The organism is Paraburkholderia sp. (genome assembly GCF_035501035.1).
In the GTDB taxonomy this organism is placed as follows: Bacteria; Pseudomonadota; Gammaproteobacteria; order Burkholderiales; family Burkholderiaceae; genus Paraburkholderia.
Genome location: NZ_DATJWR010000433.1, coordinates 1 through 13,759, shown reverse-complemented (window position 1 = coordinate 13,759; position 13,759 = coordinate 1). Strand labels below are relative to the sequence as shown.

Sequence of the window (13,759 nt, the reverse complement as noted above, 5' to 3'; positions counted from 1 at the left end):
CCGGCGGCGCACGCGCGAGGCGGCGCCGCTGCATGAAACGCAGGAAGGAGCAGGTAAGACCAATGACTGGAATCCGCAATCTTTCGGCGCTCGCGCTTTGCGCGTCATTTGCAGCGTCGCTTGCCGGCACGGCCACGGTGGCGCACGCCGAGGATCTGCCGACGTTCAAGCTGGAAATGGCCGACGGCAAGCTCAACCCCGCGCGCATCGAAGTGCCGGCCGGCAAGCGCATCAAGATCGAGGTGCGCAATACGGGCAAGGGCGCGGCGGAGTTCGAGAGCGTGCAGTTGCGCAAGGAGAAGGTGCTGGCGCCGGGTGCGGACTCGTTCGTCGTGATCGCGCCGCTCGAAGCGGGCGAGTACAAGTTCTTCGACGATTTTCATCAGCAGGCGCAGGGCGTGATTGTCGCCAAATGAGCGTTGCCGGCTGATCGAGAGGATCGTCGTCGCGAAGCAAGGCCGCGGGCGCGTGGCGCCGGCAGCAGGAGGTGTTGAATGGGTCAGGTGATGTTCATCGTCTGGCGGGAGAGCGTCGAGGCGCTGCTCGTCGTCGGGATTCTCTATGCGTGGCTGAAGAACGGCGACGCGGATGCGCGGCACGGCCTGCCGTACCTGTGGGGCGGCGTGGCGCTCGGTATCCTTGCCGCCATCGGGCTCGGCGTGGCGCTGGTCGGCTTCACCGAGGTGCTCTCGGGCGACGCGCAGGATTACTTCCAGACCGGCATGGTGCTCGTTGCCTGCGTGCTGATCGTGCAGATGGTGCTGTGGATGAAGCAGCACGGGCGCACGCTCAAGCGCGAGATGGAAGCGTCGCTGGAACAGAGCACGCGCGACGCGAACTGGTGGGGCGTCACGGTGCTCGTCGCGCTCGCCATCGCGCGCGAAGGCAGCGAGACGGTGATCTTCCTCTACGGCCTCGGTTTCGGCCAGTCGGGTCATGTCGATGCGAGCCAGTACGTCGCCGTGCTGATCGGCCTCGCGCTCGCGTTCTTCACGTTCTACCTGCTGCAGCTTGGCGGCAAGGTGTTCTCGTGGCGGCACTTCTTCCGCGTCACCGAGATCATGCTGCTGTTCCTCGGCGCGGGCCTGTTCCAGACCGGCGTCGACAAGCTGATCGACAAGGAGATCCTGCCGACGCTGATCGACCGGCTGTGGAATTCGTCGGCGATCCTCGACGATTCGAGCACCTTCGGTTCGCTCGTCGCGACGCTCACGGGTTACCGCGCGCATCCGGCGCTCATGAACCTCGTTGCCTACGCCGCGTACTGGCTCGTGGTCTGGTTCCTCGTGCGGCGCGCCACCGGCCGCGCAGGCGCGCCCGCCAACAGGAAGGCAGCATGAGTCGTGCATCCGCCCGCCCTGCACAGGCGCCGGGTCGCCAGGGCAAGCTCGCGCAGGCGGGCCAGTGGATGCAACGTCACGGCGCGATGATCCGCGCCGTGCAGTGGGTCGTGGTCGCCGTCTACGTGTTCCTGATCCTCGTGCCGGCCGCGATGCCGCTGCCCGACGACACGGCGCACTTGTGGAACAACCTCACACTCGCCGCCCAGTTCGTGTTCTGGGGCATCTGGTGGCCGTTCGTGCTGCTTTCGATGGTGATGCTCGGCCGCGTGTGGTGCGGCGTGCTGTGCCCGGAAGGCGCGCTCACCGAGTTCGCGAGCCGGTTCGGGCGCGGCAAGGCGATTCCGCACTGGATGCGCTGGGGCGGCTGGCCCTTCGTGGCCTTCGGCCTCACCACGATCTACGGGCAGATGGTGAGCGTCTACCAGTACCCCAAGGCGGTGCTGCTGGTGCTGGGCGGCTCGACGCTCGGCGCGATGGTCATCGGCTTTCTGTACGGGCGCGAAAAGCGCGTCTGGTGCAAGTATCTGTGCCCCGTGAACGGGGTCTTTGCGCTTCTGGCGCGCCTCGCGCCGTTTCGCTACAAGGTCGACGAAGAGGCCTGGCGCAACTCCTATACGCACGGCGAGCATGGCGGCCAGCGCGTGATCCCGGTGAACTGCGCGCCGCTCGTGCCGCTGCGCAACATGAAGGGCGCCGCGCAGTGCCACATGTGCGGGCGCTGCAGCGGCCATCGCGACGCGATCGCGCTCTCGTGGCGCTCGCCCGCGCAGGAAGTGGTCGAACTCGGCGACGGCCAGGCGAGCGCCTGGGACACCGCGCTCATTCTCTACGGCCTGCTCGGCGTGGCGATCGGCGCGTTCCACTGGACCGGCTCGCCATGGTTCATCGGCGTCAAGCAGTGGCTCGCGGGCTGGCTCATCGACCGCGACATCACCTGGCCGCTCGACACCAATGCGCCGTGGTTCCTGCTCACGCATTACCCCGCGCAGAACGACGTGTTCTCGTGGCTCGACGGTGCGATGATCGTCGGCTACATCGTCGCGACGGGGCTTGCGTACGGTACGGCGCTGCTCGCGATCCTCGCAGGCTCGACGGCCGTGCTCGGGCGCTTCGAGATGCGCCGCCTGCATCACTTCGCGCAGTCGCTGATTCCGCTCGCCGGTGCGGGCGTGTTCCTCGGGCTTTCGGCCACGACGCTCTCGCTGCTGCGCGCCGAGCACGTGCCGCTCGATTGGGCTTCGGCAGTCCGCATCGCGATTCTCGCGATCACGAACCTGTGGAGCGCCTGGCTCGCGTGGCGCGTGACGGGGCGCTACAGCAAGCGCCTGTGGCAACGCGTGCTCGCGCTCGCGGGCTTCGCCATGGCGCTCGCCGTGGTGGACAGCGCTTGGTGGCTGATGTTCTGGGGCTGGGCGCACTGAGACGCACTGGGCGCCGGGACGCGCTACACGCTTCGTTCATCGTTCGGCGGCTCGTATACACGGCATACGTGGAATTGCGGCGGCGCTGCGCGAGCTTGAGTGATACTCTCGAAAACCGGGTTGGCACAGGTGCCCCCGGTTTTTTACTTTTCGGAGAGACGCATGCGAACGCGAGCAGTACTGACCGACGAAGACGTGACGAAGGTGGCCGACGCGGCCGTCGCACACGCCCGTGCGAACCAGTGGAACGTGACGATCGCGATCGTCGACGAGGGCGGGAATCTGCTGTATCTGCGCCGCCTCGACGGCGCTCCGCCCATCAGCAGCGAGATGGCGCCGGGCAAGGCGCGCACGGCCGCGCTCGGGCGCCGCGAGAGCCGGCTCTACGAAGAGGCGATCCGCCAGGGCCGCACGGCGTTCCTGAGCGCGCCGCTCACGGCAATGCTGGAGGGCGGGGTGCCGATCATCGTGAATGGCGACGTGATCGGCGCGGTGGGTGTCTCTGGCGTGAAGTCCGATCAGGATGCGAGCATCGCGCACGCGGGCATCAAGGCGCTCGGCCTGGAGTGAGCACGGCGGGGTTTCGCGCAGCAAAGACAAAGCCGCGGCCTGGTGCCGCGGCTTTTGTCTCGGGCGGCTCACGCTTCGCGTGCCGCCCGTATCACGTGTGAGAACAAAAAAAATGGCGTGGCTTGCTGCGACGGCTGGCTTGAAGGATGTCTGCACGAAGGGGTCTAGATCTCGCGTGCAAGCCGTCGTTGCTGGCTAATGCCCAACGCCTCCCGGTGGAGGCGGTCCCCACAATACCCGGTTGAAACCTATTTCGTCAGGATCAGCTTGCCGAGCCGCGTGGCCCGCAACTGATACGTTTCGCCGTTGTGCATGATGCTCACGTGGCTATGGCCCTGCAGCAGCGCAGCGCTATCCAGCGACCGCTCGCTGCCCGGCGCGGCGCCCGCAGTCACGGCGCTCTTGCGTGGCTGCGCCGCGGGTTTCGGCCGCGTGCCGGTCGTTGCCAAGCGGTCGCTTCGGCGCAAGCTCAGAGTGGATGTGCGGTTGAGTTCGGTCATGAACGGTGACGTCGTTGGCTCGATTCGATGGATTAACTATAAATGATAATCGTTCCCATTTGCAACTTTGGGAAATTCATCGAAATCGGCGGCCGATAGCCAGAATAGGGCGCGCGCCGCGTGGGACCAAAGCTGGCGTTCAAGCGCCAACTCTGGTCCCGGAGGGGCTCAGTGCACAGCGTTCGACAGGTTGCCGTCGCCCTGCACGAACTGGCGGATCAGGCGCACGGTGTCGATGTCCGACTCGCGGTACGCCGACTTCACGATCTCGGAGGTCCGGCGATCGTCCTCGGTGTCGGCGGTCGGCAGCGTCGTGCGGTACTCGAAGCGCAGGAAGAGCTGCAGCGGGTCGGGCTGCTCGATCGTCATCGTGAGCGAGCCGCCCACGTGTTCGGCCGTCGCGAGGATGTCGTAGCGCACGCTCTCTTTGGGCGTGAGCGTGACGCGGTCGCGCACCGTGGCGTGGCCGTAATGCAATTCGCGTTCGAGCGTGCTGTCCGTGCGCGAAAGGATCGTGCAGCTGTCGAGACCGATCACGAAGAGCTGCGGCTGCTCGGCGCGCAGCACGAGCCCTTCCCAGAGCTGCTCGCGCGTCATGGCAACGACCAGCGGGTTCAGCGGATCGTTGATCTGGATGAGGTGTTCGAAATTCAAGGGGGCGCCTTCCTCTGTGTCTATGTCCGTGCGCCGGCGCTCACGCGACGACGAGACCCGTGCGGATCGAGATCGTGTTCGTGAGGACCTTGTGGACCGGGCAGGCGTTGGCGATCTGCAGCAAGCGCTCGCGCTGCTCTTCGGTGAGCACGCCTTCGAGCGCAATCTGGCGATCGATCGTCGTGCCTTCGTTGCCGGTTTCCATCGAGAGCTTCACGCTTACGCCTTCGAGCGGCCAGTCCTTCCTCTGCGCGTACATCTTCAGCGTGATGGAGGTGCAGGCGCCGAGGCTCGAGAGCAGCAGCGAGAAGGGCGACGGCCCGCGGTCGCCGCCGCCGAGGGAGGCGGGTTCGTCGGCGAGCCAGGTATGGGTGCCGTCGTCGAACTGGACCTGGTAGTTCGTCGAGCCAATGTGTGCGGTGACTGCGGATTCGGCCATGCGCTCCTCGCGGGCGGGACGGTTAAAAGGGGACGGGCGCGCCTGCGGTGCGCGCCCCGGAACGCTTATTGTGACGGAAAGCGGGCCATCCTGTGACAGTCGGGCATCGAGTTGCGCGGGCGCGGCTAGTGCGTGATGCGCCCCATGCGACCGGCCTGATAATCGAGCACGGCCTGGCGGATCTCCTGCTCGGTGTTCATCACGAACGGGCCATAGCGCACGACCGGCTCGTTCAGCGGCACGCCGCCGATCAGCAGCACTTCGAGCGGCGCGCCCGCATCGGCTGCGGCGGCGAGCGTGACCGTGTCGCCGTCGCTCGCGAAGCTCACCATCTGCTGCGCTTCGATTGCCTGTGCGTCGGGCCCGTACAGGCCCGTGCCCGAGAGGCCGTAGGCGAACACGCGATACTCGCCCGGCACCGGCTGCTCGACGCGCGCGCCGGGCGCGATCGTGAAGTGCTGATAGAGAATGGGCGTGCGCGTCTCGATCGCGGCCTTCACCCCGAGCGCCTCGCCGGCGATCACCTTCACGCCCACCTTGCCGTCGTTCGAGCGCCCCACGGGAATCTGCGCCGCGGGCAGCTCCTGGTAGCGCGGCGCCATCATCTTGTCGCGCGCGGGCAGGTTCACCCATAGCTGCAAGCCGTGCATGCGTCCGCCCGTGCGCGTGAATTCGGGGTCGGGCATTTCGCTGTGTATTACGCCGGCACCCGCCGTCATCCATTGCACGTCGCCGGGGCCGAGTGTGCCCGAGTGGCCCGCCGAATCCTTGTGACCGGCGCGGCCATCGAGCATATAAGTGACGGTTTCGAACCCGCGATGCGGGTGATCGGGCGCGCCCTTGGCCTCGCCCGGCGCGTAATCCACCGGGCCCATTTCGTCGAGCAGCAGGAACGGATCGAAGTCCATCAGCTGGCGGGTGGGGAAGGGCCGATGAACGATGAATCCACCGCCCTCCGTGGTGCGAATCGCGGGATACACGCGTTCGATCTTGCGAGTCGTCATGGATGTCACCTCGAATTGTCGGAATTGCGTTATTTGTGGAACAAACCGCTATTATAGGTAGCCCATTTGGCCTGTTTTATGGCTCTGCCGCAATGGATTGTCCCAGCGCTGGAACGACGACATGAAAATCGATTCGCACAACCTGAACGACCTGATGTACTTCTCGCAGGTGATCGAGCATGGAGGTTTCTCCGCCGCCGAACGCGTGCTCGGCATCTCGAAATCGCGTCTGTCGCGGCGGGTGAGCGAGCTCGAGGCGTCGCTCGGCGTGCGGCTGCTGCAGCGGTCCACGCGCAAGCTTGCGCTTACCGAGGCGGGCGACCTCTTCTACCAGCATTGCCGCGCGATGCTCGCGGAGGCGCAGGCCGCGGTGAACGTCGTTCAGTCATTGCGCTCGTCACCGCGCGGCACCGTGCGCGTGAGCGTGCCCGTTACGCTTTCGCAAACCATCTTTTCGCAGATCATCCCCGAATTCATGCATCGCTACCCCGAGGTGCGGGTGGTGATGCGCGTGACGAACCGCGTGATCGACCTGTTCGAAGATTCCGTGGACATTGCGCTGCGCGTGCGCTCGGAGCCGCCGCAAAACGCCAATATCGTGGTGCGGCCGCTGTGGCGCACCGAGCAGATGCTGGTGGGCGCGCCGAGCCTGCTCGCGCAGAACGCGCCGCCGCTCACGCCCGCAGACCTCTCGCGCTTCGAGACGCTCGATACGCCCACGGGCGATGGCCGTCACGTGTTCCAGCTCATCGCGCCGGACGGCACGCGCCACGCGCACGAACATGAACCGCGGCTCATTACGGCGGACCTCACCACGATACGCGAGGCGGCTCTCGCGGGTCTCGGCATCGCGGCGATGCCGGAGATGATGTACGGCGCCGCGCTGCGCTCGGGCAAGCTTTCGCCGGTGATGCCGGGCTGGACGCTGCCGGTGCCTCAGCTCTATGCGGTGTTTCTTTCGCGTCAGGGCATGGTTCCGGCTGTGCGCGCCTTCGTCGATTACCTCGTGGAAGTGCTCGACGCGGACAAGAGCCTGCAGCAGGAGTGTCCGCTGAGGAGCGAGGTCGCAGCGCTTGCGGCCAGCGACGACACGCAGCGCAAAGCGAGCGCACTGCCGCGCACTACATCCACGAGCAAGATCGAAACCGCGTGAAGCTTTGCGAACATGCACGCGTGCGCGCTTGTATGAAGCTTGTTCATTAAGTGCTGCACTCGTGCGTTTTGCGCGGTGACGTGTGCATGCCGTTTGTTTTTAGGCATTCAAGCACCGCAGGCCATCGCTACTTTCAATGGCCCAACTCTTGATGGCCCGCAGCGAGAGGAATATATTGAAGTACCTCTCGCCAAGCACCGGTCTTGAGCGGGAATTGATGGCCGCTATCATAGTGGGCCTTCAGGGCCGAGCGCAGTCCGTGTTGCCCACGGCAGTCGCATGTGCCGGTGCGAACCGATCGATTGTCGGGGAGTGCCGCCACCGCCCGAATGCGCCGCGTGCGCACGAAAAAAGGCCTTCATCTGACGATGAAGGCCTTTTACTTTGTGCGGCGCGTTCGTGTCTCGTACGCGCTGCGTGAGGCGATCAGCGGTGCGCCGGATCGGTGACGAAGCCGAGCTTCGTGAGGCCGCCGCTTTGCGCCGCGGACATCACCTGTGCGACCCGTTCGTATTGGACCTTGCGGTCCGCGTTCAGATGCAGCTCCGGCTGCGGCGTGGTTTGCGCGGCCGCCGCGATCTTCTGGTTGAGCGCAGCGTCGTCGACCTTCGTGCCGTCCCACAGCACGGTGCCGTCCGCCTCGATCGATACGTTGATCTGCGCGGGCTTCGTGTCTTCCTTCTGGCTGCTCGCGTGCGGCAGGTCGATCTTCACGGCATGACGGATCACGGGAATCGTCACCATGAAAACGATCAGGAGTACCAACATGACGTCGACGAGCGGCGTCATGTTGATTTCGTTCATCAGGCCATCGTCTTCGTCGCTGGCAAAAGGGCTCATCGCCATGATGCTTGCCTCCGCTCGTTAGTGGCTGCGCGCGGCGACACGCAGGTTGCCCGTGCTGCCGTCCTTCGCCGCGCCACGCGAGGACGAGGTGAGGCGCGCGCCCGTCACGAAGAAAGCGTGCAGGCCGTGCGCGAAGCGATTGAGCTTCGTGACGATCGACTTGTTGGCGCGCGTGAGCGCGTTGTACCCGAGCACGGCCGGAATCGCGACGAAGAGGCCGAACGCGGTCATGATGAGCGCTTCGCCAACGGGGCCGGCCACGGCGTCGATCGAGGTCTGGCCCGTTGCGCCAATCGTAAGCAGTGCGTGATAAATGCCCCACACCGTGCCGAACAGGCCGACGAATGGCGCCGTGCTGCCGATCGAGGCGAGGACGGCGAGGCCGCTTTGCATCTTCGCGACCGAGTCGTCCATCGTGTCCTTCAGGCAGCGCGTGACCCAGTCGGATACGTCCATGCGGTCGTGCAGATGCGGCTGCGTCTGGTGATGGTGGTCGGCGGCTTCCTGGCCCGAGAGTGCGAGCGCGAGGAACGGGTTGTCTTCGCGCGTGCCGCGGCCGAGCTTCTTCACGCCGTCGGCGAGATCGTCCGAATGCCAGAACTGCTGTTCGGCGTTCTTCGTGAGGCGCTTGAGGCGCGCGACGTTCCAGCCCTTCACGACGATCACGCACCACGAGAGCACCGACATGATCAACAGCGCGAGCGCGATGCTGCGCGTCACGAAATCCCCTTGCGCCCAGACGTGGGCGATACCGTAGTTCTGCATTCTCAATCCTCGTTATTCAATTCATGAAGTCGGTGTGGCTTCGGCCGTTCAATCGTGCAGGCTGAAGTCGAAAGGCTGCGTGTACGCCGCGCGCACGGGCTCGCCGTTCTCGAGATACGGCTTGCACGAGCTGTCGCGCATCGCGCCGAGCGCGGCATCGTCGAGGCGGCCGTAGCCGCTACTCTTCTTCAGCTCGATGTTCTCGATCTTGCCCGTGAGACCCACGACGAAATGCACATAGGCCACGCCCGTTTCGCCGCGGCGGCGCGAGAGCGTCGGGTAGTCGGGCTGCGCGATGCGGCAGTCGAGGTGCGAGACGTTCTTCGGCGCCGAAAGCGCCATGGTCGCCTTGGCGTCGGCGGGCGCGGCCGCCTGCTGCGCGGGCGCGGGCGGTATCGGAGCCGGCGGCGTGGGGGCGGCGTCCGCCGGTGTGTCGATCGTGTGCTGCGAGGGCGCGTCGGCCACGGGCAGCGGAGCCGGCGTGGGCTTCGTCTGAGCCTTCGGCTTTTCGTGCGCCACGTGCAGGACGGGCTTGGGCGCGGGCACCGGCGGCGTGGGCGTGGACTGGATGGCGGCCGGCGCGGCGACGGGCGCGGGCTTGATGAGCTCGGCCGTGATCGTCTGCGACTGGAGCGCGAGCGGCGTCACGGGATCGCGCTTCATCAGCGCGACGCCGATCAGCGCGGCGTGCAGCGCGAGAACGATCGCGCTCGCGGCGACGACACGGCGATTCAGGCGGACTGCGAAAAACGGCAGCGTGCCAGCGGTGGTTTGGGATGCCTGCATGTTAGCGGGGCTGCCATGCGGACGACGTCGCGCCGGCGGTCCGGCGCGGCGTGTCGGGCAGCTTTATTTGCGAAAGATGAACAGCGAGATGCACAACGTTGTAACGAAACCGATCAGCAATTCCATCTCGACCTCCTTTGAGGGTTACGAGCGGTAGCTGGCTGGTCGCGAGACGGGCTTGCTGGCGGCGGCGGCAGGGTGTCCGCGGCGCCCCGTGGTGCGGGCGGGCGGGTGGGCGCGCATCGATGGCGGGATGCGCGCCGCGAATTCAGGCGGCTTTACGCTCGTAAAACGTGAGCGGGACGGCTTGCGGGACCACGGTGGTGTGCGCGGGTTGCGTCACGCCGCAACGGCTCGCGCAGACACCGCTTTGCGCCATCACGTCGCGAACGGATTCCTCGCACTTGCCGCAGCAGGTCGCGACGCCGAGTTCGAACTGAAGCTCGTCGAAGGAGTCCATCCCTTCCGCGATGGAGGCACGGATCGTTCGGTCGGAGACGGACTTGCAAACGCAGACAATCATGATGGACCGCAATAGAGAGAGTTAATGGGAATTATTATCATTATGTTTGATGAGTTTGGCAAGCAGCCAGACGGAATTTTTGTAACAAAACCGGGCAGTTAGCAGGGCTTTTGCTTCGAATCAGGGGACAGACGGGGGAGATGCCGGCTACCGCGGAGGCGTTTGGCGGGCTGCAAAGCGGCCGCCGAGCCGGGTGCCGAGACAGAGGATCCGGCAAGCAGTGCAAAGGCCACAGTGGCCTGTCTGTGGCTTCTGCGGCGCTCGCGGCGACGCTGGCGACAACGCGCAAGGAGAGGGGCGCAGGCGAGAAAACGGGGTTGAGACGTAAGTGCAGACGCGAGACGCAAAAGCCGCGAGCGAATCACGCCCCTGCGACGTGTCGCCGCGTCAGGCCGCGTCCGCCTCGAGTTCGCGCGTGCGCCGCGAGGGGATGGCCACGCGTTCGACCTTTGCGTCGAGACCAAGTAGCGCGGCGGCCAGCTCGCGCAGATGCGCGCCGTCGCTCGTCGAGCAGAAGCGGATGGCGTCGGCATTGCAACCGGCATCCGCGCCGCCCGCACGCCGCCCGTGCTGGTCGAGCACGCGCTCGAGCTGCCGCGCGATGGCGACGCTCGTATCGATGAGCGTCATGCGTTCGCCGACGATCGTCCGGATCGCGGCGTCGAGAAAGGGGTAATGCGTGCAGCCGAGCACGAGCGTATCGGCGCCGGCTTCGAGCATGGGCTCCACGTACGCGCGCAGCAGCGCAATGAGCTCGGGCGAACTCACGTCGCAGCGCTCCACGGCCTCCACGAGGCCGTGACCCGGCTGGCACAGCACGCGCAAGTCGGCCGCATGGCGCTCCACGAGCGCCTGAAAGCGCGTGCTGCGCAGCGTCACCTGGGTGGCGAGCACGCCGGCCACGCGCGTTTTCGAAGCGATGGCCGCCGGCTTGATCCCCGGTTCGACCCCCACGAGCGGGATGGGCAGGCGCTCGCGCACGAGCGCGATGGACTGCGCCGTGGCCGTGTTGCAGGCCACCACCAGCGCCTTCGCCCCCTGCGCGACGAGCCATTCGCCGATCGCGAGCGTGCGGTCGGCGATGAAGTCGTCGTCGCGCTGTCCGTAGGGCGCGTAGCGCGAGTCGGCGACATAGACGAGCCGCTCGGCGGGCAATTGCGCGCGCACGGCGCGCAGCACCGAGAGGCCACCGAGTCCCGAGTCGAAGATGCCGACGGGCGCGGCGCTGGAAATTGCCGGTTGGTTCAAGGGGATGGGCGCAAGAGTGAACGGGCGCATCCGCAAGGCGGACGGATGCGCCGTCGCGCGAGGCGTGCGATCAGGATTCTACCGAACCCATTGCCGACTGCTGGTAATTCTGGATGCCGACCTTGTCGATCAGGTCGAGCTGCGTTTCGAGCCAGTCGATGTGGTCTTCGGTGTCGTCGAGAATCTTCACGAAGATTTCGCGCGAGACGAAGTCGCGCACCGATTCGCAATAAACGATGGCTTCCTTGCAGGTGGACTGCGAAACCTGCTCGAGCTTCAGGTCGCACTCGATAATTTCCTTCGTTTCCTCGCCGATCAGCAGCTTGTGCAGATCCTGCAGGTTCGGCAGGCCGTCGAGCATGAAAATGCGCTCGATGAGCAGGTCGGCATGCTTCATTTCGTCGATCGATTCGTCGTACTCATGCTTGCCGAGTTTCTCGAGGCCCCAGTGCTTGTACATGCGGGCATGCAGAAAATACTGATTGATGGCCGTGAGTTCGTTCTTGAGCTGCGCGTTCAGATACTCGATGACCTTCTTGTCGCCTTGCATGATCTTTCCTTTCTTGGTGTGGCGGGGACAGGTTTCCAACAATAAACGCTCATTCTGCAAAAGCCAAGGCCGGATCCGCGGTGAATCGCGGCATATGTCGGCACTTTGCAATGGGCTGAGAATTCGTCTCAGTACGTTTCGCGTTACCGAATAAAAAACCGGGGCACGAGGCCCCGGTCTTGCATCGGCTGAGCCAATCGGCTGCGTTCACCGGCAGCCGATCGACAGTCGTCATGCACGCATCAAGCCGTGGCGACCGGAATCTTGCCGATCTTTGCCTGCCATTCGGCGGGGCCGGTCTTGTGCACCGACGTGCCCGACGAATCGACGGCAACCGTCACGGGCATGTCCTGCACGTCGAACTCGTAAATGGCTTCCATGCCGAGGTCTTCGAATGCGAGGACCTTCGAGCCGCGGATCGCCTTCGAGACGAGGTAGGCCGCGCCGCCGACCGCCATCAGGTAGGCGGCCTTGTGCTTCTTGATCGCCTCGATGGCGACGGGGCCGCGCTCTGCCTTGCCGACCATCGAGATGAGGCCCGTTTGCGCGAGCATCATTTCCGTGAACTTGTCCATGCGCGTGGCGGTGGTGGGGCCCGCCGGGCCGACCACTTCGTCGCGCACCGGATCGACCGGACCGACGTAATAAATCACGCGGTTCTTGAAGTCCACGGGCAGCTGTTCGCCCTTGGCAATCATGTCGGCGATGCGCTTGTGCGCCGCATCGCGGCCCGTGAGCATCTTGCCCGAGAGCAGCAGCGTCTGGCCCGGCTTCCACGAAGCGACTTCTTCCGGCGTGAGCGTGTTCAGGTCGACGCGCTTGCTCGTTTCCGTGTTCGGTTCCCAGTTCACCTTCGGCCAGGCGTCGAGCGAGGGCGCTTCGAGCTTCGCTGCGCCCGAGCCGTCGAGCACGAAGTGCGCGTGGCGCGTGGCGGCGCAGTTCGGGATCATCGCGACCGGCTTCGACGCGGCGTGCGTGGGCGCGGCCATGATCTTCACGTCGAGCACGGTGGCGAGACCGCCCAGGCCCTGCGCGCCGATGCCGAGCGCGTTGACCTTCTCATGCAGCTCGACGCGCAGCTCTTCGATCCAGTCCTTCGGACCGCGCTTGATGATCTCCTGGATGTCGATGGATTCCATCAGCGATTCCTTCGCCATCAGCATCGCCTTCTCAGCGGTGCCGCCGATGCCGATGCCGAGCATGCCCGGCGGGCACCAGCCCGCGCCCATCGTCGGCACGGTCTTGAGCACCCAGTCGACGATCGAATCCGACGGGTTCAGCATCACGAACTTCGACTTGTTCTCCGAGCCGCCGCCCTTGGCCGCGACCTGCACGTCCACCTTGTCGCCCGGCACGATCTCGTAGTGGATCACGGCCGGCGTGTTGTCCTTCGTGTTCTTGCGGCCGCCTTCGGGCGGGCTCACGATCGAGGCGCGCAGCACGTTGTCCGGGTTCAGGTAACCGCGGCGCACGCCTTCGTTGATCATGTCGGTGACGCTCATCGTTGCACCGTCCCAGCGCACGTCCATGCCGACCTTCACGAAGATCGTGACGATGCCGGTGTCCTGGCAGATCGGGCGGCGGCCTTCGGCGCACATGCGGCTGTTCGTGAGGATCTGCGCGATCGCGTCCTTCGCGGCCGGGCTCTCTTCGAGCTCGTACGCGCGGCCGAGCGCTTCGATGTAGTCCTGCGGATGGTAGTAGCTGATGTATTGCAGCGAATCCGCGATGCTCTGGATCAGGTCTTCCTGTTTGATGACGGTCATGGCTAGCTTCTGTGGGGACGGGTGTTTTGAATCATGTAGTGCGCTGGCTGCCGCGGTCAGTCGGACGCGGTGCGCTCAGGGGCGACGTCGCGCACCGGATGGCGCGCGGCGAGCTCCTGGTAATGCTCGGGGTGCGTGTGCGTGGTGAGGCGGTCGATGCATGCCATCACGAGCGCGGACACGAGGAACGC

The 13,759-nt window shown here is 65.5% G+C and carries 16 protein-coding genes; 5 read left to right on the top strand and 11 right to left on the bottom strand.

Features of this window, described 5'->3' with window-relative positions; genetic code table 11:
- The first annotated feature begins 62 nt into the window (after nt 1-62).
- The 4 genes from VMJ11_RS30780 to VMJ11_RS30765 all read left to right on the top strand — a co-directional run bounded on the left by VMJ11_RS30780 (nt 63) and on the right by VMJ11_RS30765 (nt 3,334).
- Nucleotides 63-416, top strand: coding sequence for a cupredoxin domain-containing protein (locus VMJ11_RS30780; RefSeq protein ID WP_325624664.1), 354 nt, complete (start codon nt 63-65; stop codon nt 414-416).
- 78 nt (nt 417-494) lie between these two features.
- The gene (locus VMJ11_RS30775) at nt 495-1,340 is read left to right on the top strand and encodes an FTR1 family protein (protein ID WP_325624663.1); all 846 of its coding nucleotides are present in this window, start codon (nt 495-497) and stop codon (nt 1,338-1,340) included.
- The gene (locus tag VMJ11_RS30770; RefSeq protein ID WP_325624661.1) at nt 1,337-2,764 is read left to right on the top strand and encodes a 4Fe-4S binding protein; all 1,428 of its coding nucleotides are present in this window, start codon (nt 1,337-1,339) and stop codon (nt 2,762-2,764) included. The genes VMJ11_RS30775 and VMJ11_RS30770 overlap by 4 nt, the downstream gene beginning before the upstream one ends.
- A gap of 162 nt (nt 2,765-2,926) precedes the next feature.
- Complete coding sequence (locus tag VMJ11_RS30765) at nt 2,927-3,334, top strand: heme-binding protein (protein ID WP_325624659.1); 408 nt, start codon at nt 2,927-2,929, stop codon at nt 3,332-3,334.
- Nucleotides 3,335-3,582: 248 nt separating this feature from the next.
- Here VMJ11_RS30765 and hemP read toward each other — a convergent pair whose 3' ends face one another.
- The 4 genes from hemP to VMJ11_RS30745 form a co-directional block, all read right to left on the bottom strand.
- On the bottom strand, nt 3,583-3,834 hold the full coding sequence (gene hemP / locus VMJ11_RS30760) for a hemin uptake protein HemP (protein ID WP_325624657.1): 252 nt from the start codon (nt 3,832-3,834) through the stop codon (nt 3,583-3,585).
- A gap of 168 nt (nt 3,835-4,002) precedes the next feature.
- Nucleotides 4,003-4,488, bottom strand: coding sequence for an SRPBCC family protein (locus VMJ11_RS30755; protein WP_325624655.1), 486 nt, complete (start codon nt 4,486-4,488; stop codon nt 4,003-4,005).
- A gap of 40 nt (nt 4,489-4,528) precedes the next feature.
- On the bottom strand, nt 4,529-4,927 hold the full coding sequence (locus tag VMJ11_RS30750; protein WP_325624654.1) for an OsmC family protein: 399 nt from the start codon (nt 4,925-4,927) through the stop codon (nt 4,529-4,531).
- Between the two features lie 125 nt (nt 4,928-5,052).
- Entirely contained in the window at nt 5,053-5,931 is an 879-nt protein-coding gene (locus VMJ11_RS30745; RefSeq protein WP_325624653.1) for a pirin family protein, read from the bottom strand.
- A 121-nt stretch (nt 5,932-6,052) separates the two neighbouring features.
- Between VMJ11_RS30745 and VMJ11_RS30740 the strand changes: the two genes are divergently transcribed.
- Nucleotides 6,053-7,084 (top strand): LysR family transcriptional regulator, encoded by a 1,032-nt coding sequence (locus tag VMJ11_RS30740; protein ID WP_325624651.1) that lies wholly within the window; start codon nt 6,053-6,055, stop codon nt 7,082-7,084.
- A 426-nt stretch (nt 7,085-7,510) separates the two neighbouring features.
- Here the strand turns inward: VMJ11_RS30740 and VMJ11_RS30735 are convergent, their stop codons facing one another.
- From VMJ11_RS30735 to VMJ11_RS30705, 7 genes are all read right to left on the bottom strand, one after another.
- Nucleotides 7,511-7,930, bottom strand: a complete 420-nt coding sequence (locus VMJ11_RS30735; protein ID WP_325624650.1) for a biopolymer transporter ExbD — start codon at nt 7,928-7,930, stop codon at nt 7,511-7,513.
- Between the two features lie 18 nt (nt 7,931-7,948).
- A complete protein-coding gene (locus VMJ11_RS30730; protein ID WP_325624649.1) occupies nt 7,949-8,695 on the bottom strand; it encodes a MotA/TolQ/ExbB proton channel family protein in 747 nt (248 codons plus the stop codon).
- A gap of 48 nt (nt 8,696-8,743) precedes the next feature.
- Nucleotides 8,744-9,481, bottom strand: coding sequence for an energy transducer TonB (locus VMJ11_RS30725; RefSeq protein ID WP_325624647.1), 738 nt, complete (start codon nt 9,479-9,481; stop codon nt 8,744-8,746).
- 268 nt (nt 9,482-9,749) lie between these two features.
- Entirely contained in the window at nt 9,750-10,004 is a 255-nt protein-coding gene (locus VMJ11_RS30720) for a (2Fe-2S)-binding protein (RefSeq protein ID WP_325624646.1), read from the bottom strand.
- A 387-nt stretch (nt 10,005-10,391) separates the two neighbouring features.
- The gene (gene murI, locus VMJ11_RS30715) at nt 10,392-11,252 is read right to left on the bottom strand and encodes a glutamate racemase (protein ID WP_325624644.1); all 861 of its coding nucleotides are present in this window, start codon (nt 11,250-11,252) and stop codon (nt 10,392-10,394) included.
- A gap of 70 nt (nt 11,253-11,322) precedes the next feature.
- Entirely contained in the window at nt 11,323-11,802 is a 480-nt protein-coding gene (gene bfr, locus VMJ11_RS30710) for a bacterioferritin (RefSeq protein ID WP_325624643.1), read from the bottom strand.
- A gap of 242 nt (nt 11,803-12,044) precedes the next feature.
- On the bottom strand, nt 12,045-13,568 hold the full coding sequence (locus VMJ11_RS30705) for a fumarate hydratase (protein WP_325624642.1): 1,524 nt from the start codon (nt 13,566-13,568) through the stop codon (nt 12,045-12,047).
- Nucleotides 13,569-13,759 lie beyond the last annotated feature (191 nt).

Excerpts from the sequence above, each read along its gene's own strand:
- VMJ11_RS30780 (WP_325624664.1), top strand. The coding sequence starts at position 63 with ATGACTGGAATCCGCAATCTTTCGGCGCTCGCGCTTTGCGCGTCATTT.
- VMJ11_RS30720 (WP_325624646.1), bottom strand. The coding sequence starts at position 10,004 with ATGATTGTCTGCGTTTGCAAGTCCGTCTCCGACCGAACGATCCGTGCC.
- VMJ11_RS30725 (WP_325624647.1), bottom strand. The coding sequence starts at position 9,481 with ATGCAGGCATCCCAAACCACCGCTGGCACGCTGCCGTTTTTCGCAGTC.
- VMJ11_RS30745 (WP_325624653.1), bottom strand. The coding sequence starts at position 5,931 with ATGACGACTCGCAAGATCGAACGCGTGTATCCCGCGATTCGCACCACG.
- VMJ11_RS30750 (WP_325624654.1), bottom strand. The coding sequence starts at position 4,927 with ATGGCCGAATCCGCAGTCACCGCACACATTGGCTCGACGAACTACCAG.
- VMJ11_RS30705 (WP_325624642.1), bottom strand. The coding sequence starts at position 13,568 with ATGACCGTCATCAAACAGGAAGACCTGATCCAGAGCATCGCGGATTCG.
- bfr (WP_325624643.1), bottom strand. The coding sequence starts at position 11,802 with ATGCAAGGCGACAAGAAGGTCATCGAGTATCTGAACGCGCAGCTCAAG.
- VMJ11_RS30740 (WP_325624651.1), top strand. The coding sequence starts at position 6,053 with ATGAAAATCGATTCGCACAACCTGAACGACCTGATGTACTTCTCGCAG.
- VMJ11_RS30770 (WP_325624661.1), top strand. The coding sequence starts at position 1,337 with ATGAGTCGTGCATCCGCCCGCCCTGCACAGGCGCCGGGTCGCCAGGGC.
- VMJ11_RS30730 (WP_325624649.1), bottom strand. The coding sequence starts at position 8,695 with ATGCAGAACTACGGTATCGCCCACGTCTGGGCGCAAGGGGATTTCGTG.
- VMJ11_RS30775 (WP_325624663.1), top strand. The coding sequence starts at position 495 with ATGGGTCAGGTGATGTTCATCGTCTGGCGGGAGAGCGTCGAGGCGCTG.
- VMJ11_RS30735 (WP_325624650.1), bottom strand. The coding sequence starts at position 7,930 with ATGGCGATGAGCCCTTTTGCCAGCGACGAAGACGATGGCCTGATGAAC.
- hemP (WP_325624657.1), bottom strand. The coding sequence starts at position 3,834 with ATGACCGAACTCAACCGCACATCCACTCTGAGCTTGCGCCGAAGCGAC.
- VMJ11_RS30765 (WP_325624659.1), top strand. The coding sequence starts at position 2,927 with ATGCGAACGCGAGCAGTACTGACCGACGAAGACGTGACGAAGGTGGCC.